This is a genomic window from Flavobacterium gillisiae (assembly GCF_900107635.1).
GTDB lineage: Bacteria > Bacteroidota > Bacteroidia > Flavobacteriales > Flavobacteriaceae > Flavobacterium > Flavobacterium gillisiae.
In genome coordinates this window covers 478882-500753 of record NZ_FNRD01000001.1, presented here as the reverse complement: position 1 = coordinate 500753, position 21872 = coordinate 478882, and the positions used below count along the sequence as shown (strand labels likewise).

The window sequence follows — 21872 nt, the reverse complement described above, 5'->3', positions numbered from 1 at the left end:
TGCGATTGTAAAAACATACTTTTTCATCTTGTTATTAATTTATTGTCTTAACTATTTTTGTTTTTTCTTAATGGCTTTCTTTGGCTTTTGGAGCTGGTGTTGCTCTAATTGCTTTTACTCTTGCTGGAGTTACCACTGTTTTATTATTTCCCCAACTGTTATATACATAGGTTAAAACATCAGCAACTTCTTCATCAGTCAAGTTTTGACTTGTCATCACATTATTGAATTTTTTTCCATTTACAGTAACTTCTCCACTCAAGCCTCGTAATACAGCACCAATTGCTCTATCAGGATTGGCATTTAAGTAATCTGATTTAGCTAACGGCGGGAAAGCATTTGGTACTCCTTGTCCTTCCTGTTGGTGACAAGCAAAACAAGTTCTTCCATATAATTCTCTACCAGAGTTAACTTGTTGCGCAACTGTTTTAGCAACCGTAGGTTTTTCTTTTCCAGCAACTTTTGGCATATTTTGTACCGTTCCACCTTCAGGTAAATAAATTCCTTCTTGTATTGTTCCAGAATATACTTTTTTATTGTCTTCGCCTTCTACTTTCAACATCCCTAAAGCTCCTTTGTTAAAGGCTCTAAAAATAGAGTGATCTACTAAAATGAATGTTCCAGGAACCTCTACTTTAAGTTCAACTATAACAGCACCACCGGCAGGAATTAAAGTGGTTTGTACGTTTTTATTAATCAATTCACCACCTTCAATATGTACTTTGTCAAAGATTTCACCAATGGCGTGAAAAGAAGACACTAAGTTAGGCCCACCATTACCCATAAAAATACGTACTGTTTCTCCTTTTTTGGCTGTTAATGCTTTTTCACCAGTCAAGGCTCCTACTTTACCATTAAACACCACATAATCTGGAGTTTCTTTAATCGCTTTATCCATATCAAAAGCTTGGTGCCCTTGTTCTCCATAAGCTCCTTTAGTATAGAAATCCCCTTGCATGATGTAGTACTCTTTGTCAACCGGAGGTAAACCACCTTCTGGTTCCACCAAAATCAAACCATACATTCCGTTTGCAATGTGCATTCCTACAGGTGCTGTTGCACAATGGTACACATACAAACCAGGAAGTAAGGTTTTGAAATTAAATACTTTTTCGTGTCCTGGTGCTACAAGTGACGAGGTTGCTCCTCCACCTGGACCTGTAACCGCATGTAAATCGATATTGTGCGGCATTTTGTTGTCTGGATGGTTTTTCAAATGAAATTCTACCTCATCTCCTACTCTAGTTCTAATAAAACTACCCGGAACTGATCCTCCAAATGTCCAATAGGTATATTTTACCCCATCAACCATTTCTCCTTCTTGTTCCTTAATTTCCATGTTCACAATCAGCTTTTTTGCCGCTCGATCTCCTACTGGTTTAGGAACAAATGGTGGCGCAGTGAGCTCAGCAACTTGCTGCCCTTCTACTTTTATACTTTCGTAATATTTAGCATCTTTCTCTTCTGTTTTACCACAAGAAAAAAGTCCTAAAGCAAGAGCTACTACTACAATAGCATTCTTTGTTTGTTGTTTAATGTTATACATGATATGATTTTTTTTGGTTTATTTAGCCTTTGAGTTCTTATTCAAAATTAAGAGATAAAAAGGTCTTTTATTATGATAAAAGTCATGTTTTTAACTTTATTTTAAGGATTTTAAAAAATTAATAATATCAGCGAAATCATCAGTGCTAAAACTATAATTAAAGTGTATTTCCAAGCTGAATTTGCCTTTTTTAATTCCATAAATTGAAATGCAACCAACAAGAATTTAATACCTGAAAGTCCCATTATCAAAGCGACAGCTACATTCGAAAATGAAGTTGAATTTGAAATTAAAGCAGTAGTAATCGTCAATACAATTAATAATCCGTAAGTAACTAATAGTGATTTTTTCATTTCTTAAAAGATTAAATAAAGTGTTGGAAAAAGTAGCAGCCAAATCAAATCACACATATGCCAGAAAGCGGCACAGGCTTCAATGTCTTCAACAGCGGTATCCGAATTTTTCTTGGTCATCCCGTAGTTTGTCCAAATCAAAATTACCAACCCCATAATTACATGAATCAAGTGAAAAGCAGTTAACAACCAATAAAAACTAAAGAAAACATTTGTTTCTAATGTAATTCCAGATTCAATTTTGTGATAATATTCTACACTTTTTAGGATCAAAAATAACAAACCACCAAGCATCGTTAGCTTGAAATAAAAGGATGATTTTGCTATATTTTTTTCCTTGAAATGGTGTACGGCGGTAGCCATAAAAAAACCACTAGTCAATAAGAAAATAGTATTAATAGCACCAAAAGTACTGTTGAGTTGCAAACGCGATTGATGAAATACTTCTGGCTCTTGATGACCATAATAAACAAAGGCAATTAATGCCATTCCGAAAGTTATTAATTCCAGATAAATGATAATCCACATCAGAATTCCTCCTGGCGGATAAAAGATGTTTTTGTAATTTATATTATATGTTTGCATTTTATTCAATCTATTTTTGATGTTTAATTTTTTCGTACAATTTCACTAAGGATTGCAACAACTCGACGGGAGTCGTCAAAATTTGGTAATGATTTTGTCCGAACATTTGTGGTAGATAATATTTAGCCTGAGCTTCAATGGCTAACGCATAGGAATTAATATTCCTACGGTTGAGCTCTCGAAGTGCTTGCTTCACATCATTAACACCGTATTTACCTTCGTATTTATCGTAATCATTGGGTTTTCCGTCAGAAATTAGAATAACCCATTTGTTTTTGGTGCTTCTACTGTCCAATCGTGCGCCTGCATGTCGCAAAGCAGCACCAATTCGAGTATATCCGTTAGGTTCTATGGCTCCAATTTTATGCTTGGCTACATCCCATTTTTCATCAAAATCCTTAACCGTTAAGTAGGTCGAATAGTTGCGCGTTTTAGAATAAAAACTATCAATCGAAAAATCAATATTGAATTCGTTCAACATTTCTCCAAAAAGAATAGAAACTTCTTTTTCGACATCAATCACCCGGTTTCCTGCCGCATAGCTGTCGCTCGAAAGACTGATATCCAAAAGCAGAAGAATCGATAAATCTTTGTCTTTTTTTCTATTCGAAATATAAACATTCTCAGACGGCGTGCGTTTAGAATGAACATCTACATACAAATCTGTTAACGCATCGAGGTCAAACTCTTCGCCTTGATTTTGACGTTTTTGTTGTTGCATTTTATTGTTAACGCTCGTCAACATTTTGCGCAAACCCATTAAGGTTGCCGCGTTCTTCGTAATTGTATTTTTATAATAATTGGCATCTGTTTTAAGCTGTGATTTGGGGTAGACTTTACAGAAATCATCTTTGTAATTGCGTTTGTCAAAATCCCATTCGTCATACTTAATATGAAAACCTTTGGCATCCACTTCGGCACTTTCAGAGATCGTAGTATTTTCTACAAAGTCTGCTTGATAAACCGAATGTGCAGTATCATCAACTCTCACGGTGAATTTCATGCTCAACTCTTCTAACGCGTCTTGATGTTCCTCTAATTCGTCTGAGCCATCAAAATCACGCCATACACCGTTGAACTCTTCGGCGGTTTCTACTTTTTCAAAATTATGCAGCATCACATAATCTTCTTGTTGCTTTTTGTCTAATTCAACCGTAATTACTTCTTCTACAGCAGTTGCCTTCAAAGTTGTTGTAGGTTGCGGCTCATTGGCTTTTTTGATTTTATCCGAAAAATTCTCCAGTTTTTTATCGCTGTTTACTTCAATTTCATTCTGCATCCATTTTCCGTACAGCCACGAATAATCGGCGGCAATCTTATCGGTTGCTTTTTGAGTGAAATGATTTTTTATTTTCGAATGAAAATCGGCATCGATAGAAAATTCGTTAAATAAAATGGATAGAATTCCTTCGGATGTCTCTAATGCTTTTTGCTGTGAAAGTTCTAATGATTGATCACTTTCAGTAGGTTTCCAGTTGAATCCCAAACGTTTTTGAATGCTCAGATACACCACCCGAAAGAGATAGAAAGTAAGATTCTCATTTGTAGTCTCTAAGTCCGAAAAGGATATTGGAAGGAAAAAATTATTATTTTTATAACCACCTTCCCTTTCCGCAGGATATATATCGATAGGATCGCCCGTTAATGCGCGAGCCAAAATCGTTAGACGTGGTTTGACATCATTCAATATTACCGTTCTAGCTACAATTTTGGGATCAATTTTTCTGCTTTTTTTCAATTGCTTGAAAAATTTCCCTACTAAATATTCGTCTAATTCGAAACCCATAGTTTTAGTATTCAGTGTTCATTTTTTTAGTGATCAGTTCGTCTCGATGAATTCAATAAATAGTTAAACAGCATTCAACTGGATACTAAAAACTGACTACTGAACACTTTTATTAAATCATCAAATCGCACAAATCTTTTAATGCAACTAGTGTTTGTAAATCGTCTGTTAACGGTTCTACAACCGCGACGTGAACCGACGCTCTTTTAGGATGCCCGCTTTGAATAATCTTGGCGGCATTCACTAGTAAACGAGTGGACACAGTTTCGGTTAAACCTAATTCGGTTAGGTTTCTGATTTTGTTTCCAATAGCTACTAATTTCTTCGCAGTATCAGGGTCAATATCAGTTTCATTAACCAAAATTTCAGTTTCGAGTTTCGCTTCTGGATATTCGAAAGAAACCGCTATAAAACGTTGACGTGTTGATGGTTTCAATTCTTTAAAACCTCTTTGATACCCTGGATTAAAAGAAGCTACAAGCATAAAATCAGGATGCGCTTTTATGGTTTCTCCTAGTTTATCGATAAACAGTTCCCGTCTGTGGTCTGTCAAGGAGTGAATGGCTACGATTACATCTGGGCGCGCTTCGGCTACCTCATCGAGATAGATAATTGCACCTGTTTTTACGGCCGTAGTCAGTGGACCATCGAGCCAAACGGTTTCTGCTCCTTTGATGATAAATCGACCAATCAAATCGGTGGATGAGGTTTCTTCGTGGCAACTTATGGTGATTAATTTTTTATCTAACTGATGCGCCATGAATTCTACAAAACGAGATTTTCCTGTTCCTGTAGGCCCTTTTAATAAAAAAGGAATTTTGTTTTTATAGGCTTGATTAAAAACGGCTATTTCCTTACCTACTTCTTGGTAATAAGGGGTCGCTAAAGCTATATCTACTAACATATTATTTTATTTTAAGTATGAAAAAAACCGAAACCGAAAACACTATTTTATGGAAGTGCAGCTCAGAAAATGATTTTTGATTAACGATTAACGATTTTTGATTGCAGATGGAAAAACCAGCTGAGAAAAAGATTTAAGATCTTTGACTCACGATTTATGATTGCAGATTGAAAAAAAACCTTCTGAAATCATAAATTAATTTAATAGCAGCATAAAATCTGAAATCGTTAATCGTTACTCTTCAATCAGAAATTTTTTGATTTACCACTACGCTGCGTGAGGGATAGCAGTGGAGCTCTTTTTTATCTTGCTTATTTGCAAGATAAAAAAAGCGGGAACGGATAGCCCGACCCACTTTTTTCGGTGGGTCACGCCCAAAACATTTTTCCGCTGTCTATTAATCAAACTCAGATTAGTAATTTAATCTTCAATTAAAGCTTCATCTGTAGGGGTACCATATTTTATAAAATCATAAATAAATAGTGCAATTCCAGTAGTAAACATCGTGGCACAGATCAGTAAAACAACAAAGTGAATTGCAATTTCGTCTTGTACGACCATGAAATCCATTTTCATTTTTCGTTCTAAATAGACTTGTACTACACCTGCTACTCCAAAGGCAACGGTCATTCCTAACATTCCTATGTTTGATAACCAGAATGCCATCATTCCTTGTGTACTTGCATAACGTTTACGTCCTGTTAAATTAGGAAGTGCATAGCTAATAATTGCTAAAACGATCATGGCATAAGCACCCCAAAAGGCGTAGTGGCCGTGCATTGCTGTAACTAAGGTACCGTGTGTGTATAAATTAGTTTGTGGTAATGTGTGTGCAAAACCTAACAAACCTGCTCCAATGAATGAAACAATTGAAGCTCCGATGGTCCAGAATAAAGCAATCTTATTGGGATGACTTTTTTCTCCTTTTCGATACATATTGACAGCGAATAATGCCATGGCTAAGAAAGCTAAAGGCTCTAAGGCTGAGAAAATTCCACCAACTACCAACCAAATTTTATTTACTCCGATGTAGTAATAATGGTGACCTGTTCCTAAAACTCCTGAAAGGAAAGTTAAACCTACGATGACGTATAACCATTTTTCGATTACTTCTCTGTCAACTCCTGTTAACTTGATTAATAAGAAAGATAAAATACCTCCCATGATTAATTCCCAAACACCCTCAACCCATAGGTGAACGACCCACCAACGGAAAAATGAATCCATTACCTGGCTATCAAACCATATCATTCCGGGGATATAAAGTAAAGCGGCAAAAAATAAACCCATTACTAGAACTAAAGCAGTGGTTGTTTTTTGTTTTCCTTTGTATAAGGTTCCTATAATTAGGAATAAGAAAAGCAATACATTAACGACTACTAAATAGTCTAATTCTCTCGGGATTTCTAGAAATTTTCGTCCTTCCCAATGGTTAAAGTGAAAGCCTACAATAGCTACAACGCCAACTACGGCAAGGGATATTAGCTGAACATAAGCCCATTTGACGCTTATTAATTCATGCTGCGCCTCTTCGGGGATGATGTAATACGCTGCTCCCATAAAACCAGTTAACAGCCAGACAACCAGCAAATTGGTATGTACGGCACGAGCTACGTTAAAAGGGATTATTTCGTGTAATCCTTGTATTCCTATTCGGTCAAATCCCATGATAAAACCGTAGACGATTTGCAGGGAAAAGAGTAGCATGCACAGGGCAAAAAACCAATAGGCTACTTTTTGTGATTTATATTTCATTTTTGTATATTTTATTTGTTACTGGTCAAATATGGTATCGCCTTTTTTTTTATTGGTGTTTGTTTTCAACAAACTTCTTGTTAGTGGCGAGTTCATATTTGTGTATTTTATTTGTTTTTGGTCAAATATGCTATCGCCTTTTTTTTAATGGTGTTTGTTTTCAACAAACTTCTTGTTAGTGGCGAGTTCATATCCTTTATTATTAAATTATTCTTGTTTGGCTAAAGGCGAAACCACATGCTCAAACCCATTCAAATCTAGTTTTCCAATCCATTTAAAATAAGCGACCATTGCATTGGCATCGGCTTCACTCATTTTATAAGCCACCATTTTTCGTCCTCTTGGCGCCCATGGAACTGGCGACATTAAAACGGCCTTGACATAACCTTCACCTCGACGATCTAAAACTTTTGTCAATTCAGGGGCGTAATAACCACCTTCTCCCATAATACTATGGCATCCCATACAATTATTGGATTCCCAAATTTCTTTTCCCCTCACTACCTCTTTGGTAATCTCGCTGTAATGCGTTTGATCATTTCTGGGCATAAACGAATAAATAGTCAATCCTATAAAGATTAAAAAGGTGACTAATGTTCCTCCCAGAAAAAATGCTCGTGCTTGTGATTTTGAAAGCATAATAATCTGTTTTTAGTTATTAAATAATTTGATTTTAAATAAAGGACAATTTTGTCTTTTATTATTTCGCAAAGATATAAAAGATAACTTTATCTTCTATTATTATTTTGAGTTTATTTTATCCTTTTTTCAAATATCATTTTACAAATCGAATTTCACTCGAATGATATATCCGTTATGAGCCTACTACTATTACTACTTCAATTAAAAACATTAATAACAGCACATATACTTACTAACTAGACTATTATAAAATTTATTTTAATTACGGATAAAATTGTCTTTTATTAAAAATAATTACTAAATTTGCTTAATCAAATAAATATAAAAAACAACAATATGGAAACTTTAGAAAAAATAACAATTGGAGAATATGTAGCAAAAGATTTTAGAACAGCCGCTTTATTCTCAAAATACGGCATTGATTTTTGTTGCAAAGGAAATAGAACAGTAGAGGAAGTTTGCGAAAAAAAAGCAGTACAACCCGCAGATTTACAAATCGAAATTGATGCTATTTTGAATACTAAAAGTGATTCTGGAATCGATTTTAATGCATGGCCATTAGATCTTCTAGCTGATTACATCGAAAAAACACACCATCGTTATGTAGAAGAAAAAACACCTACCCTAATTCAATTTTTGGATAAATTATGTAAAGTTCACGGAGCGAGTCATCCAGAATTATTCGAAATCAATGAACTTTTTAAAGGTTGCGCAGGAGAGCTAGCACAACACATGAAAAAAGAAGAATTGATGTTGTTTCCTTTCATTAAAAAAATGGTTACCGCATCAATTTCTGATGAATTAATTGCACAACCTCATTTTGGTACCGTTAAAAATCCGATTGCGATGATGATGGCTGAGCACGAAGCAGAAGGAGATCGTTTTGCTAAAATAGTAGAATTAACCAACAATTACACTCCGCCAGCTGATGCTTGTAATACCTACAAAGTGACTTTTGCAATGCTACAAGAATTTGAACAAGATTTACACAAACACATCCATTTGGAAAACAATATTTTGTTCCCAAAAGCAGTGGCTTTAGAAAAAGAATTTACAGCTCAATCTTAAAAAATAAATATGACTATCCGTTTTACGTCCTAAAAAATATGTCACGCAGATTTTGCAGATTTCAGCAGATCTTTTACCCGTATTCTGCGGAAATCTGCAAAATCTGCGTGCCTTTTATAATCTTAGACCTAGTAACGGATAGCCATAAAATAAATTGTGTAAAAAAAACAACTATGGAGAATTACGTTATCAAAAGAAATGGAAAATACGAACCGTTTGAATCTTTTAAAATTAAAGATGCTATTGAAAAGAGTTTCAAAAGTGTCTCTGTAGTTGTTGATAAAAGTGTTTTTGATAGTGTTAGCGAAATACTCGAAACCAAAGAAGTTTGGGCTGTTGAGGAAATCCAAGATTTAATCGAAAAAGCTTTCTTTGAAAATAATTATTTTGAAGTGATGCGTTCCTTTATGTTGTTTCGCCACACAAGAAAACTACAAAGAGAACATGTAAACGGTTTGAACGACGACACTACTTATGTAGATAGTACGCAAACCATTGAAGAATATATCGAACAAACCGATTGGCGCATCAATGCTAATGCAAATACCTCCTATTCCAACGCAGGATTGGTTAATAATGTTGCTGGAAAAGTGATTGCTAATTATTGGTTAGACAAGGTATACACAAAAGAAGAGGGTTACGCACATCGAAATGGAGACATTCATATTCACGATTTAGATTGCCTAACAGGTTATTGTGCAGGCTGGAGTTTGCGTGTTTTACTAAACGACGGTTTCAACGGAGTTCGAGGACGTGTAGAGAGCAAAGCTCCATCTCATTTTAGAGAAGCTTTGGGGCAGATGGCCAATTTTCTTGGGATTTTGCAAAGCGAATGGGCAGGTGCGCAAGCTTTTAGTTCGTTTGACACCTATTTGGCTCCTTACGTTTTTGCAGATGATTTGTCTTTTGATGATGTACTGAAAGCGGTTCGTAGTTTTGTATATAATTTGAATGTTCCTGCTCGTTGGGGACAATCACCTTTTACAAATATTACTCTGGACTGGGTCGTTCCCGAAGATTTGAAAACCCAGATTCCGACCAAAAATGATTTGCATTTTTTCGAAAATAATAATCGTGCAACTGTTTTGGCTAGAGCCAAACAAAGAGGAGTTAACAAACTAACAGACTTGCGCTACGAACATTTTCAAAAAGAAATGGATCTTATCAACAAAGCCTATTACACCGTGATGACCGAAGGTGATGCCAACGGACAACCCTTTACCTTCCCTATTCCGACAGTTAATATTACTGAAGAATTTGATTGGGATGGTGAAAATACCGAATTGCTTTTTGAAAATACCGCCAAAATTGGTTCGTCTTATTTTCAAAATTTTATCGGAAGTCAATATGTTTTGGATGAAAATGGGAACCAAATTGAAAACGAAAACGCCTATAAACCCAATGCGGTTCGTAGTATGTGTTGCCGTTTGCAATTGGATTTGCGCGAATTAGTGAAACGTGGAAACGGATTGTTTGGAAGTGCTGAAATGACCGGAAGTATTGGTGTTGTAACTGTAAACATGGCGCGTTTGGGTTATTTATACAAAGGTGACAAAGCAGCATTATACCAACAACTAGATCGACTTTTATATATTGCTAAAGGTACTTTGGAGAAAAAAAGAGTCTTTGTTCAAGAAATGTATGACCGTGGATTGTATCCGTATACCAAAAGGTATTTGCAACATTTTAGAAATCACTTTTCGACCATTGGTGTAAACGGAATGAATGAAATGATTCAGAATTTTACGAACAATGAAGACACTATTGCTTCGGACACTGGAATTGAATTCGCTGCCGAAATTCTGGACCACATTCGCAAACGAATGAAAGAGTTCCAAGAAGAAACAGGAAATCTGTATAATCTAGAAGCAACTCCTGCCGAAGGGACAACCTACCGTTTTGCCAAAGAAGACAAAAAACGATATGCTGACATTATTCAGGCGGGTCAGGAAGAGAATATTTATTACACCAACAGCTCTCAAATTCCGGTAGATTTCACACAAGATCCTTTTGAAGCTTTGTTGTTGCAAGATCAACTGCAATGCAAATACACTGGTGGAACCGTGCTTCATCTTTATATGAGTGAGAAAATCAGTTCTCCTGAAGCGTGTAAGCAGTTTGTCAAAAAAGTAATCTCTAATTTCAAATTACCTTATATCACGGTAACTCCTGTATTTAGCGTTTGTCCTGTACATGGATATTTGAATGGCGAACATGAATATTGCCCAAAATGTGATGAAATTTTGATTGAAGAGAAGGAGAAAAGTTTAAAGTTAACTAACTAATTTAAAAGTTAAACCATTAAGAAATTAAGGTTCATTAAGACTTAACTTTTCTTAATTTCTTAATGGTAAAAAAACATGAAAAACATGAAAACAACAGCAAATCAGATTTTAGAAGAGAATCAAACATTGAGAACAAAATGCCTGGTATATACTCGTGTAATGGGGTATCACAGACCAATAGAAAGTTTTAACATAGGAAAAAAAGGTGAACACAAACAACGTACCCATTTTACAGAAGGAAAATATTGCTAAACCAATTTATAGCATCACTCCATTTACCTTATTAGATTACCCACATAAATCAGCTTGCATTCTTTGGTTTGCAGGCTGTAATATGCGGTGTTTGTATTGCTATAATCCCGAAATTGTTTTTGGCAAAGGCAGTATTTCTTTCGAAAAAACATTAGAATTCTTGAACAGCAGGAAACAATTGCTAGATGCTGTAGTCTTTAGTGGAGGCGAATGTTTACTTCACAAAAAGAGTATTTTGTTTATTGAAGAAGTCAAAAAAATGGGCTTTCTGGTCAAAATAGATACCAATGGTTCGCAACCCAAAATACTGGAGGAATTAATCAAAAAAGAGCTGATTGACTATGTTGCTCTTGATTTTAAGGCGATGCCTGATAATTTTGAAAAAATAACACAATCGAATCTTTTTGTCCCTTTCGAAAAGTCACTACATTTATTGCTTGAAAGTAAATTGCCGTTTGAAGTTCGTACCACGGTACATTCCGATTTATTAAAGACAGAAGATATTCATCGAATGATGCTCTTTTTGGAAAAAGCAGGATATACTGGAAATTATTACATTCAGCATTTTGTAAACGGAACGACTACTATTGAAAAATTAGGCTATTCGTTTAAGGAATTAGAAAAAGAAAACCTTTCGACAGAAAAAATAAAAGTACATTTTAGAGGGTGATTATTCCATTGTATTTATAAACCATTAATTTAAAAACATCTCATGAGCGATACTAAACCATTAAAAAGAGCCCCAGAATTACAGCCATTAAGCCATGACCATCATCACGGATTATTGTTATGCTGGAAAATACGCACTGGAATAAAAAAGGAAGTATCACTAGAACGCATTAAAGAATACACCGATTGGTTTTTTGAAAAGCATTTAAAACCCCATTTTGAATTAGAAGAAAAATATATCTTTACGATTTTAGGTGATAATAATCCATTGATTCAACAAGCGTTGTCAGAACATAGCCGTCTCAAAGATTTATTCAACGCGACTACCGATTTAAAAGAAAACCTTAGTCTAATTGACAAAGAATTGGAAGCACACATTCGTTTTGAAGAGCGCGTATTATTTGCTGAAATTCAAAAAGTAGCCACCGCAGATCAATTAGCAAAAATTAAAGAAATTCATACCGAAGAAGCTTTTGTTGAAAAAGATGATAATGCATTTTGGCTTTAAAATTATGTTTTGAACCATTAAGAAATTAAGAAAAGTTAAGGTTTTATACCCTTACTTTCTAGATCGTTCTCTTTTCAAAATTCAGCTAAAAGTTACGGTCAATATGAGAAATTGATTATGAAAAAACATTGGATAGTAATTTGTTTTGCAAATTTTTTTATTGCCTCGTTAATGGGATTGCTCCTCCGTTGGATGTATGTTTCTCCAATCGAAGGCGTAAATTTTCAGTTTTTAATGCATGGTCATTCCCATGTAGCCATGCTGGGCTGGGTTTATATGATGTTGTATTGTTTAATCGTTTATAATTTTGTTCCAAAAGACGCACAACAAAAACGAATTTACAATCGCTTATTTTGGATTACTGAAGTCGCCGTCATTGGCATGATGCTGGATTTCCCTGCTCAAGGTTATGCTTTTGTCTCTATCCTTTTTTCTACTCTTCATATTTTTTGCAGCTATTATTTTGCTCGACTCATTTGGAAAGAGGCAAAACCCGCTACTTTCCCCGAAAAAATAATGCTGCGTACCGCTTTACTTTTTATGGTTTTCTCTACTTTCGGAGTTTGGTGTCTGGGACCAGCGGTTGGATTACTGGGAAAATCAAGTGCTTTTTACCAAATATGCATTCAGTATTTTCTTCATTTTCAATTTAATGGCTGGTTTTTATTCGCTGTTTTAGCCTTGTTTTTTCAACAAATAAAATTAAAAATTGACGATAAAAAATTCCGTTTGTTCTACACCTTATTCGTTATTGCAACGATCATGACTTTGGCTTTGCCGGTAAGTTGGTTTCTTACCAATCCTGTTTTTTATTGGATAAATGTTGTTGGTGTGGTACTACAATTGGTTGCTGCTGTACTTTTTATTCAAAACACTAGATCACAATTACAAGTGTTTTTTGGTACTTTATCTTCTTTAGAAAAAACAGTTTATGGTTTTGCTCTATTTTCGTTGGTATTAAAAATCGGAATTCAATTGGTTGTTTTAGTACCTGAATTGGCTCAGATGTCGCATCAAATTCGGAATTTTGTTATTGGATATATACATCTGACCATGCTTGGAATCATCACTGGATTTCTGTTTGGCTTTGCTTTGCAAAATAAATTTTTAAATACTAAAAACGCATTTCATAAAGGGGGTATCCAAGTTTTTTTGATCGGTTTTGTAGCTACCGAGATCTTGTTATTTCTACAAGGTTTGTATTTGTATTTTGACATGGGAATACTTCCAAATTATTATATAAATTTGTTTATTGGTAGTGTACCACTGGCAACGGGAATTTTGATGATAACTGTGAATTTGCTTTGGCAACAAAATACAAAAAGACACAAATTACCACGAACTGTTAATGAAAAATCAGTATAATTATTTTCTTTAAATTCTTTGCTATTTGTGAAAATTTGTGTAATTCGTGTCCAAAACAAATGCTGCTTTTGCCAAAATAATTAAACCTGAATATTAAACTTATTTCGTAATTTTGAAAAAAACAAATTATGTTTTCAAAAACCTGTGAATACGGCATTCGTGCCACTATTTTTATCGCTTCTCAATCTTACCAAGACAACCGAGTGGGATTGAAAGACATTGCGCAAAAAATAGATTCTCCTGAGGCTTTTACAGCTAAAATTTTGCAAATCCTTTCCAAAAATAATATTATCCATTCCATTAAAGGAGTTGGTGGTGGTTTTGAAATTCCTAAAAACACCATGAGCCAAATCAAACTAATACAAATAGTGTCTGCGATTGATGGCGATCGTGTTTTTACAGGTTGTGGATTAGGTTTAAATCATTGTTCTGAAGATCATCCATGTCCTGTTCATGACAAATTTAAAGAAATCAGAAATGGATTGGCAACAATGCTCGAAAACACCAATCTCGAAGAACTCGCACTGGGAATTAAATCGGGTGATACTTTCTTGAGGTATTAACACAAAATAAGACTAAAAAAAATCGGCTTGAAAAATTTCAAGCCGATTTTTTTATTTATGCCAATTGGGGAATTTTAATCCCAAATAATTCTTCTTTATAAAAATGTAACAAGGATTGAATGTTATCATTTGCTTTATCAGCAGCAACTCCTTGAGCAAACAAGGATTGATAATATGAAATTCCTTCAGCTAGATTATTTTTAAATGAATTCCATTTTTTAATTTGGCCCGCAGTAATCTCTTCAGAAACTCCTTTAATTTCATTTTTCAGATAATCGATATACATCGTTAATTCCTTAACAAACATATTCGGACGATTCGTTACCGTCAATACCGAAGCATTCCCGTAAATATGCTGCACCATTTTAGAAAGTGATACTTCTTGATCAAAATAAGCCATGTTAGGCCCGGGACAAATAACCACCCCTTGTGCCTGACCTTTAATTTTCATGTCATTCTCTAAGTAAGAAGCATTGGCTAAACCAACACAAAGACACGATTTCTCTGTAATTTTAGTTTTAGCATTTTCAAACATTTCTACCGTCAAAGTCTCTTTCTTATGATCTAATTCTTCTAATTTCAAATCTTGGAATTTCTTCGAAGCAGAACAAATCCCTTTTGCACCATATTCTTTGCTTAGCGCCAAAAATTTCTTCGGACAAGAGCTTCCTGCGTTGCTTTCCTGAATTCTTTTCTGCTTCAATAGTTCATTAGTAGTTCCTTTCAACGTGTTAAAAGGAATTCCTAATGGTGAAATATGACTCAAATACAAATCTTCTTCTTTGGCTTTCGCCAAAAGCGTTCTTGTTTCTTCATCCACAGAAGTCGCTTCTGGAACCAATAAAAAAGGCGAACCCCAACCCACAGAATCCACTTGATAATGATCCATTAAGAAGTCATGCTCCGCGGCAGTTCCTACTCCACCTTGTACGGTGATTTTTAATTCCAAAGGATTTGCAGGAATATGTTTCCCTTTTTGCCCTAAGGCTTTCACCATTAACTCGTGCGCTGATTGAATCAATTGCTCCTTCTTTTGTTTGAACTCCTCTAAAATAGGCCCTAAAAGATGTCCTTCCGTAGCAAATGCATGTCCTCCACAGTTCAATCCTGATTCAATTCTATATTCCGAAACCCAAAGTCCTTTTTTTGCCAAAAAGTTCCCCTGAATCATCGCCGAACGAAAATCACTTACTTTCAAGATGATTTTCTTGTTCAATTTATCCTCGAAATCTGGAAAAAACACATCAAAGTTCTCAAAATAACTGTACAATCTAGGATTCATTCCCGCCGAAAGCACCACCGAAGAAGTCAGTGTGCTGTTAGCAAAACCACGAAGAGAAGCATGAGCGTCATTAAATTCCGTTGGCAATTGCTCGTCTTTAATGAAGTTATCCTTGTCTACTTTAGTCATGATATTGACATCGATATCGCCAGGAGTTAGATTGCTTTCAAGAAAATTTTTAATATTGTCTTTAAAAGCAACACCTTCATCAATTAGATGCTGTAAGCCGCCTTTTATCTCAGACTTGTTGGGCAGCATCGCAATGTAGTTCTCTAAAGCCAATTTACTATCGGCTAGTTCGTTTTTGAAACTCTCGAATTTATCTTTTACAATTTTGTCTACTAAATTCAAATAAGAAGTAACACGTTCTGCACGATAATCGTGTATTTTTTGGGTTATTTCTTGATAAGGCAAATTGAATTTAGTGCTGTAAAAGGCATTCATTTTTTCAATTAAATCATCGTCTATGATCGAAATCACAGAGGATATACCATACTTTGCCACTCGAATAGGACTGTCTATCGTGTAGGCAAGTCCCATTACAGGGATATGGAAAGTATGTAACGGTTTTGTTGTTGTCATCTGTAAAATTTATTTGTTCAAATAGGGTACAAATTTCGACAAAGCAAACTGTTTAAAACCTGATAATTATCATACTAAACCGTCCTATATCAACCTACTTTTACGTCCAAAAAAGAATAAAAAAACACAAGAAAATTTGGCTTGTCCTTTTTACATCAATTAAAATAGATTCATCTTTAACAATCCTATTTTAAGTAAGTTATCTTCTTTTTAAAATCAAAAACAACAAAAAAATAGAGTGGAGAATGAAAAATCTTAAAGAGAGAATATTGGAATTGAAAAAGGAGAAAAATGCGGTTATTCTAGCCCATTATTATCAAGAAGCCGATATTCAGGATATAGCGGATTATGTGGGAGATAGTTTGGGTTTATCGCAGGAAGCTATGAAAGTGGATGCTGACATTATCCTTTTTGCTGGAGTTCATTTTATGGCTGAAACCGCCAAAATATTAAACCCGACCAAGAAAGTAATTTTACCGGATTTAAAAGCAGGCTGTTCGTTAGCAGAATCCTGTCCACCAGATTTGTTCAAACAATTCATAGACCAGCATCCAGACCATATTGTCATCACCTATGTGAACTGCTCTGCCGAAATCAAAGCATTAAGCGATATTGTTTGTACGTCATCAAATGCGGTAAAAATAGTAGAATCAGTACTAAAAGATAGACCTATTATTTTTGCGCCAGACAAGAACTTAGGAAAATATATTATTGAAAAAACGGGTCGTGAAATGCTGCTTTGGGATGGATCCTGTGTGGTTCACGAAGCATTTTCATTGGATAAATTAATAGAAGTTCATAAACTGCATCCTGATGCGACCATCATTGCTCATCCTGAATCAGAAACACACATTTTAAAAACGGCAAGTTACATTGGTTCAACAGCGGGAATGATTGAATATGTAAAAACAAATTCTAACAACAAATTTATTGTCGCAACTGAAGCAGGAATTCTTCATAAAATGCAACAGGAAGTACCGGAAAAAATATTGATACCGGCGCCAGCTAAAGACGATAACACTTGCGCTTGCAGTGAATGTGCGTATATGAAAATGAACAGCTTACAAAAAGTCTACGACTGCTTACTGAATGAAACTCCAGAAATCGTTGTTCCCGAAAATATTCGTAAAAAAGCATTACTTCCTATTGAACGTATGCTAGAATTATCAAAATAATGACACTAACAAATTACTTAATAATAGGTTCTGGCGTAGCGGGATTGACCTTTGCCATAAAAATCGCAGATCAATTTCCTGATAGAAAAATTACCATTATCACTAAGGCTTCGGCAGACGAATCGAATACAAAATATGCCCAAGGCGGAATTGCCATTGTCACTAATGAAACTGAAGATTCCTATCAAAAACATATTGACGACACCTTGATTTGTGGTGATGGACTCTGTGATGTCGCTGTAGTAAAAATGGTGGTTACCGAAGGCCCTGAACGTTTGAAAGAACTCATTGCTTGGGGCGCTAAGTTCGACACTAATGCTATGGGATGTTTTGACCTAGGAAAAGAAGGCGGTCATTCTCAAAACAGAGTTGTACATCATAAAGATCAGACTGGTTTTGAAATTGAGCGTACCATACTAGAACAGGTGCGTCAAAAAGAAAATATTATCGTCTTAGACCATCATTTTGCCCTTGATTTAATTACTGAAAACAATCGGTGTCTCGGTGCTTATGCTTTAAATCAAAAGACGAATAAAATCATCACCTTCCAATCTGATTTCACATTGCTCGCCGCTGGCGGAATTGGGCATCTTTATGGACACACGACTAATCCCGTGATTGCTACAGGAGATGGCATTGCTATGGCTAGCCGTGCAAATGCAGTCATCAAGGATATGGAATTTATACAATTTCACCCCACTGCATTATATGAAGGATCTTCTGGCTCAGCGTTTTTGATTTCGGAAGCCGTTCGTGGATTTGGCGCTTATTTGCGTACTAAAAACGGACAGCGATTCATGCTTGATTACGATGAAAGAGAAGAATTGGCTTCGCGAGATATAGTTTCGCAAAGTATTGATATGGAACTTAAAAAATCAGGGGACGAATGTGTTTATTTAGATTGCACCCATTTAGATATGGAAGCATTTACAAAACATTTTCCTATGATTTATGAACGTTGCAAAAGCATCGGTATAGACATTGCTAAAGATTGGATTCCAGTAGTTCCTGCCCAGCATTATCTTTGCGGTGGCATTGTGGTGGATAAAGACGGAAAAACATCTATCGAGAATTTATTTGCCTGCGGCGAATGTTCCCGAACAGGATTGCATGGCGCCAATCGATTGGCCTCCAATTCCCTACTGGAAGCCTTAGTTTATTCAGATAAAATCTATCGTTATTTGGCGAAAGCCTCCTTAAAAAAACAAGATTCTAAAAACATAATTTCGGATTGGACAGCTGTAAATCAACCCGAAATCAGTTCTGATTTTATAACTAACATGAAAGCCGAATTACAACTTTTAATGCGTAAAAATGCCGGAATTGTTCGTAATGACACCGATTTAATTAGCGCTAAAACACAACTACTGCTATGGCAAAACGAACTTGAAGCACTATCTAAAACCCATCAAATCAATACTAAACTAAGAGAACTGCAAAACATGATTACTGTGGGCTATTTAATTGTGCAGCATTCCATCGAAAGAACCGATAATCGTGGTGGCTTTATGAAAACTATAGTAGCTACTAAAGCAATTACTAATCCGTTACTTGATTATCCTGAAGAAGCTCTTTTTTAATATAATTTCTTATGATAATTATCATTTTATTAAAGTGAAAAAGATATGATATTTGCATTAATATACTGGTAAATAAACCAATATACCTTTAACAAACATCAAATCAAGTATGACAATAGATGTTAATTTCCTTTTCCCATGGGCTGCATTCGCAACAAAACATAAAAAAAATGAAGTGGTTTTTCATAAGGAAGAAGCTGCGCATTTTTATTATCAAATCATTGACGGCGGTGTAAAAATATACAACTCAAACATTAAAGGAGAAAAATGTACGCAAGGTCTATTTTGTGCCAGAGAAGGACTTGGTGAATCTCCTCTATTCGTTGATGAAACCTACCCCTGCAAAGGGGTTACAATTAAGGATAGTACCATTCTAAAATTATCAAAAAAGGATTTTTTAAAAATTATTGAGGATTATCCCCCAATCCGGAAATACTTTTTGCTTTTACTTTCCAAAAAGATACATTCCAAGTCAAAAAACTAAGTTTAGGATTATCACTTTTTAAAATTTATTCAAGGAAACATCAGGATTGCCTGCTAATAAAATTTTGATTCTATTCAAACATCAAAAAATCACTGACTACACAAGGTTTAGGATAGAATCGGTGATGTAGATTTTTACGATAATGAAAGATTGCTGCAAAGTCAGAATTATCAACTATAAAATATATTATAACCGATTGTCTTAAAACTTTAAATAGAAAACAACACTTTTTTCTAAATGATTCGGCAGACACACGAAAGATTACCTATTCCAATAACTTTATTTATTGAATCCATCACTTTGTATTTAGTATCAAAAAACCGTTTTTTTAATTTAATAGTGCTGCTTTATTATCAATATCATTTCTAGTGATTAGATTGGATACATTTTCAAAAGTAGTTGTAGCTATTTGAGTAAGCGCTTCATTAGTAAAAAAGGCTTGGTGCGCAGTTACCAAAACATTTGGAAAACTCATTAATCGTTGTATATCATCATCTTGAATAATATCTTCAGACAAATCTTTAAAGAATAATTTCTCTTCTTGTTCGTATACATCAATCCCTAAATAACCAACTTTCGCGTCCTTTAACGCTTCAATAATATCCGGTGTATTGATCAACCCTCCTCTACTAGTATTAATTAGCATAATGTTATCTTTCATTTGCGAAAGCGAACTTTTATTAATCATATGCTTTGTTTTATCATTTAACGGACAATGCAAAGAAATGATATCAGCTGATTTAAAAATAGTCTCCAGAGTTTCATAACGCACTCCTAATTTCTCGATTTCTTGATCTTTACTTATATCGAAGGCTAGAACTTTACAACCAAAGCCTAAAACAATTTTAGCAAATGCTTTGCCTATATTTCCAGTTCCAATGATTCCTACTGTTTTACCATGTAAATCAAAACCCAAAAGCCCATTTAATGAAAAATTTTGTTCTCGTACTCGATTATAGGCTTTATGCGTTTTACGATTTAAAGTCAAAATCATTGCCATGGCGTGCTCAGCAACCGCCTCAGGAGAATAAGATGGAACACGACAAACTCGTATACCGGATTTTTTAGCAGCTACAAGATCTACATTGTTAAAACCTGCACAACGCAAAGCAATGATTTTTACTCCCTTTTCTGCGAGTTTTTCAATTACTTCAGCATCTACAACATCATTTACAAAAACACAAACAATAGCTGTATTTTTAATTAAATCTACTGTACGGAAATTCAATTGAACTTCAAAAAACTCTAGTTCAAAACCAAAATTATCGTTGTACTTTTCAAAAAAAGATTTATCGTACGATTGCGTTGAAAAGAAAGAAATTTTTTGTGTCATTAGCTTTTGGTTTGCTGTCATAATATTAAAAATAATACTTCTTCTTAAAAGAGAGGTTGAGTAAAAACAGTACCACTAGAATACTAATTCAAAGATACTTATAAACAAAAAAGCAATACTAATTCTACAGAACTATTATTGCTTTTTTGTTTCAGGAAAACTATAATCTCACCAATGCCTATAAAGTATAATTTAAGTTTACACTCCATCTGTAATTAGCCTCTATATTCCCGCTCGATAAATTCTGATTAATAGGAAGCATCGCATTAATTCCAACCGAAAATTTGTCTTTACCTACTTCTAGACCAAACTTACTAAACAGAATATCTCCAGCTGTATTAAGTACTTTTTCGCCGTGTTGCTTATTACTTTCATAGACTTCGCCGGCTATTCCTATTTGCGGAACCAGCTGTACGGTCTTTAAATCTAAAAGATAGAACAGTGTACTTCCGTAATTCAGTTGATTACCAAACTGGTATTTCTTAGAATTCTCGGTCTTGATGTTGTAGTTCAGCATACTATTCAATCCTAAGTTTTTCTTCTTAATCATATATTCGGTAAGAAAAAGGTAATCCCAACTACCGGTTCCCAATTGGAAACTTTGATTTACAGTCCCTAAATTATTCGCTTCTTCAAACTTACCTGTTGGCATTTTTACACCACCTCCTACTTGTATATTGTGCGTAAAAACAGTACTGTCTTTTTGTGTCTGATACACAGAATACGTTGCCATAACGGTGATATCTCCCAGACCGCTGATGTTCTCTGTTCCGGTAGTCAATTCTCTATTGTGAAAATGATACGGAATCAAAGCTGCAATTTGGATTTTTTCAGTAACTGGTATTTTAGTCCAAATTTGAGCCGTATTGAAATTCTCATCAATCCAAGGAGAGTTAGCAAAAATCCCATCTCTACTGGAATAACTTTGATTGAAATAGCGAATACCAACAAAATTACTATTCAGCATAGAGCTAAAACCCATACTTCCTCCACTAGCAGAACAGCCACAGGCGTCGCAGTCAAAATCCATGGCCGCAGCGAGTTGCATTTTCTGGAAAGTAAAACTAGAAATGCTATCTTTTATAGGAGTAGCGCTCACCAACTGAATGGATAAAAAAGCAAGCAGACTTATTATTATTGTATTTTTCATGGTAT

General features: G+C 34.9%; 20 protein-coding genes. 10 read left to right on the top strand and 10 right to left on the bottom strand.

Features of this window, described 5'->3' with window-relative positions:
- Positions 1–67 precede the first annotated feature (67 nt).
- The 7 genes from nirK to BLV35_RS02270 form a co-directional block, all read right to left on the bottom strand.
- A complete protein-coding gene (gene nirK / locus BLV35_RS02300; RefSeq protein ID WP_091084153.1) occupies positions 68–1546 on the bottom strand; it encodes a copper-containing nitrite reductase in 1479 nt (492 codons plus the stop codon).
- A 110-nt stretch (positions 1547–1656) separates the two neighbouring features.
- A complete protein-coding gene (locus BLV35_RS02295) occupies positions 1657–1899 on the bottom strand; it encodes a cytochrome C oxidase subunit IV family protein (RefSeq protein ID WP_091084150.1) in 243 nt (80 codons plus the stop codon).
- Between the two features lie 3 nt (positions 1900–1902).
- Positions 1903–2484 (bottom strand): cytochrome c oxidase subunit 3, encoded by a 582-nt coding sequence (locus BLV35_RS02290; protein ID WP_091084848.1) that lies wholly within the window; start codon positions 2482–2484, stop codon positions 1903–1905.
- Between the two features lie 10 nt (positions 2485–2494).
- The gene (locus tag BLV35_RS02285) at positions 2495–4270 is read right to left on the bottom strand and encodes a nitric oxide reductase activation protein NorD (protein ID WP_091084145.1); all 1776 of its coding nucleotides are present in this window, start codon (positions 4268–4270) and stop codon (positions 2495–2497) included.
- Between the two features lie 112 nt (positions 4271–4382).
- On the bottom strand, positions 4383–5174 hold the full coding sequence (locus BLV35_RS02280) for a CbbQ/NirQ/NorQ/GpvN family protein (protein ID WP_176980550.1): 792 nt from the start codon (positions 5172–5174) through the stop codon (positions 4383–4385).
- Positions 5175–5594: 420 nt separating this feature from the next.
- Entirely contained in the window at positions 5595–6929 is a 1335-nt protein-coding gene (locus BLV35_RS02275; RefSeq protein ID WP_091084143.1) for a cbb3-type cytochrome c oxidase subunit I, read from the bottom strand.
- Positions 6930–7136: 207 nt separating this feature from the next.
- Positions 7137–7568 (bottom strand): c-type cytochrome, encoded by a 432-nt coding sequence (locus tag BLV35_RS02270; RefSeq protein ID WP_091084140.1) that lies wholly within the window; start codon positions 7566–7568, stop codon positions 7137–7139.
- 339 nt (positions 7569–7907) lie between these two features.
- Here BLV35_RS02270 and ric point away from each other — a divergent pair, with 339 nt between their 5' ends.
- The 7 genes from ric to BLV35_RS02240 all read left to right on the top strand — a co-directional run bounded on the left by ric (position 7908) and on the right by BLV35_RS02240 (position 14281).
- Positions 7908–8639: an iron-sulfur cluster repair di-iron protein gene (gene ric, locus BLV35_RS02265; RefSeq protein WP_091084138.1), complete on the top strand. Its 732-nt coding sequence runs from the start codon at positions 7908–7910 to the stop codon at positions 8637–8639.
- A gap of 173 nt (positions 8640–8812) precedes the next feature.
- On the top strand, positions 8813–10924 hold the full coding sequence (locus BLV35_RS02260) for a ribonucleoside triphosphate reductase (RefSeq protein WP_091084135.1): 2112 nt from the start codon (positions 8813–8815) through the stop codon (positions 10922–10924).
- 84 nt (positions 10925–11008) lie between these two features.
- Positions 11009–11176: an anaerobic ribonucleoside-triphosphate reductase gene (gene nrdD, locus BLV35_RS19120; protein WP_176980549.1), complete on the top strand. Its 168-nt coding sequence runs from the start codon at positions 11009–11011 to the stop codon at positions 11174–11176.
- A complete protein-coding gene (locus tag BLV35_RS02255) occupies positions 11130–11846 on the top strand; it encodes an anaerobic ribonucleoside-triphosphate reductase activating protein (RefSeq protein ID WP_245711999.1) in 717 nt (238 codons plus the stop codon). The genes nrdD and BLV35_RS02255 overlap by 47 nt, the downstream gene beginning before the upstream one ends.
- Before the next feature lie 42 nt (positions 11847–11888).
- Positions 11889–12353 carry a cation-binding protein gene (locus BLV35_RS02250; RefSeq protein WP_091084133.1) on the top strand — a complete coding sequence of 155 codons (465 nt, stop codon included), beginning with the start codon at positions 11889–11891 and terminating at the stop codon, positions 12351–12353.
- 117 nt (positions 12354–12470) lie between these two features.
- Positions 12471–13718, top strand: coding sequence for a hypothetical protein (locus BLV35_RS02245; protein ID WP_091084130.1), 1248 nt, complete (start codon positions 12471–12473; stop codon positions 13716–13718).
- A 128-nt stretch (positions 13719–13846) separates the two neighbouring features.
- Complete coding sequence (locus BLV35_RS02240; RefSeq protein ID WP_091084128.1) at positions 13847–14281, top strand: RrF2 family transcriptional regulator; 435 nt, start codon at positions 13847–13849, stop codon at positions 14279–14281.
- A 55-nt stretch (positions 14282–14336) separates the two neighbouring features.
- Here the strand turns inward: BLV35_RS02240 and BLV35_RS02235 are convergent, their stop codons facing one another.
- Positions 14337–16145 carry a hypothetical protein gene (locus tag BLV35_RS02235; protein WP_091084125.1) on the bottom strand — a complete coding sequence of 603 codons (1809 nt, stop codon included), beginning with the start codon at positions 16143–16145 and terminating at the stop codon, positions 14337–14339.
- Between the two features lie 233 nt (positions 16146–16378).
- Here BLV35_RS02235 and nadA point away from each other — a divergent pair, with 233 nt between their 5' ends.
- The 3 genes from nadA (at position 16379) to BLV35_RS02220 (ending at position 19384) form a co-directional block, all read left to right on the top strand.
- On the top strand, positions 16379–17320 hold the full coding sequence (gene nadA / locus BLV35_RS02230) for a quinolinate synthase NadA (RefSeq protein WP_262488510.1): 942 nt from the start codon (positions 16379–16381) through the stop codon (positions 17318–17320).
- Positions 17320–18900 (top strand): L-aspartate oxidase, encoded by a 1581-nt coding sequence (gene nadB / locus BLV35_RS02225; protein WP_091084121.1) that lies wholly within the window; start codon positions 17320–17322, stop codon positions 18898–18900. The genes nadA and nadB overlap by 1 nt, the downstream gene beginning before the upstream one ends.
- Before the next feature lie 109 nt (positions 18901–19009).
- Positions 19010–19384 (top strand): Crp/Fnr family transcriptional regulator, encoded by a 375-nt coding sequence (locus BLV35_RS02220; protein ID WP_091084118.1) that lies wholly within the window; start codon positions 19010–19012, stop codon positions 19382–19384.
- 328 nt (positions 19385–19712) lie between these two features.
- Here BLV35_RS02220 and BLV35_RS02215 read toward each other — a convergent pair whose 3' ends face one another.
- A complete protein-coding gene (locus BLV35_RS02215; RefSeq protein WP_245711998.1) occupies positions 19713–20717 on the bottom strand; it encodes a 2-hydroxyacid dehydrogenase in 1005 nt (334 codons plus the stop codon).
- 178 nt (positions 20718–20895) lie between these two features.
- Positions 20896–21867 carry a transporter family protein gene (locus tag BLV35_RS02210; RefSeq protein WP_091084113.1) on the bottom strand — a complete coding sequence of 324 codons (972 nt, stop codon included), beginning with the start codon at positions 21865–21867 and terminating at the stop codon, positions 20896–20898.
- Positions 21868–21872 lie beyond the last annotated feature (5 nt).

Excerpts from the sequence above, each read along its gene's own strand:
- nirK (WP_091084153.1), bottom strand. The coding sequence starts at position 1,546 with ATGTATAACATTAAACAACAAACAAAGAATGCTATTGTAGTAGTAGCT.
- BLV35_RS02295 (WP_091084150.1), bottom strand. The coding sequence starts at position 1,899 with ATGAAAAAATCACTATTAGTTACTTACGGATTATTAATTGTATTGACG.
- BLV35_RS02290 (WP_091084848.1), bottom strand. The coding sequence starts at position 2,484 with ATGCAAACATATAATATAAATTACAAAAACATCTTTTATCCGCCAGGA.
- BLV35_RS02285 (WP_091084145.1), bottom strand. The coding sequence starts at position 4,270 with ATGGGTTTCGAATTAGACGAATATTTAGTAGGGAAATTTTTCAAGCAA.
- BLV35_RS02280 (WP_176980550.1), bottom strand. The coding sequence starts at position 5,174 with ATGTTAGTAGATATAGCTTTAGCGACCCCTTATTACCAAGAAGTAGGT.
- BLV35_RS02275 (WP_091084143.1), bottom strand. The coding sequence starts at position 6,929 with ATGAAATATAAATCACAAAAAGTAGCCTATTGGTTTTTTGCCCTGTGC.
- BLV35_RS02270 (WP_091084140.1), bottom strand. The coding sequence starts at position 7,568 with ATGCTTTCAAAATCACAAGCACGAGCATTTTTTCTGGGAGGAACATTA.
- ric (WP_091084138.1), top strand. The coding sequence starts at position 7,908 with ATGGAAACTTTAGAAAAAATAACAATTGGAGAATATGTAGCAAAAGAT.
- BLV35_RS02260 (WP_091084135.1), top strand. The coding sequence starts at position 8,813 with ATGGAGAATTACGTTATCAAAAGAAATGGAAAATACGAACCGTTTGAA.
- nrdD (WP_176980549.1), top strand. The coding sequence starts at position 11,009 with ATGAAAACAACAGCAAATCAGATTTTAGAAGAGAATCAAACATTGAGA.
- BLV35_RS02250 (WP_091084133.1), top strand. The coding sequence starts at position 11,889 with ATGAGCGATACTAAACCATTAAAAAGAGCCCCAGAATTACAGCCATTA.
- BLV35_RS02245 (WP_091084130.1), top strand. The coding sequence starts at position 12,471 with ATGAAAAAACATTGGATAGTAATTTGTTTTGCAAATTTTTTTATTGCC.
- BLV35_RS02240 (WP_091084128.1), top strand. The coding sequence starts at position 13,847 with ATGTTTTCAAAAACCTGTGAATACGGCATTCGTGCCACTATTTTTATC.
- BLV35_RS02235 (WP_091084125.1), bottom strand. The coding sequence starts at position 16,145 with ATGACAACAACAAAACCGTTACATACTTTCCATATCCCTGTAATGGGA.
- nadB (WP_091084121.1), top strand. The coding sequence starts at position 17,320 with ATGACACTAACAAATTACTTAATAATAGGTTCTGGCGTAGCGGGATTG.
- BLV35_RS02220 (WP_091084118.1), top strand. The coding sequence starts at position 19,010 with ATGACAATAGATGTTAATTTCCTTTTCCCATGGGCTGCATTCGCAACA.
- BLV35_RS02215 (WP_245711998.1), bottom strand. The coding sequence starts at position 20,717 with ATGACACAAAAAATTTCTTTCTTTTCAACGCAATCGTACGATAAATCT.
- BLV35_RS02210 (WP_091084113.1), bottom strand. The coding sequence starts at position 21,867 with ATGAAAAATACAATAATAATAAGTCTGCTTGCTTTTTTATCCATTCAG.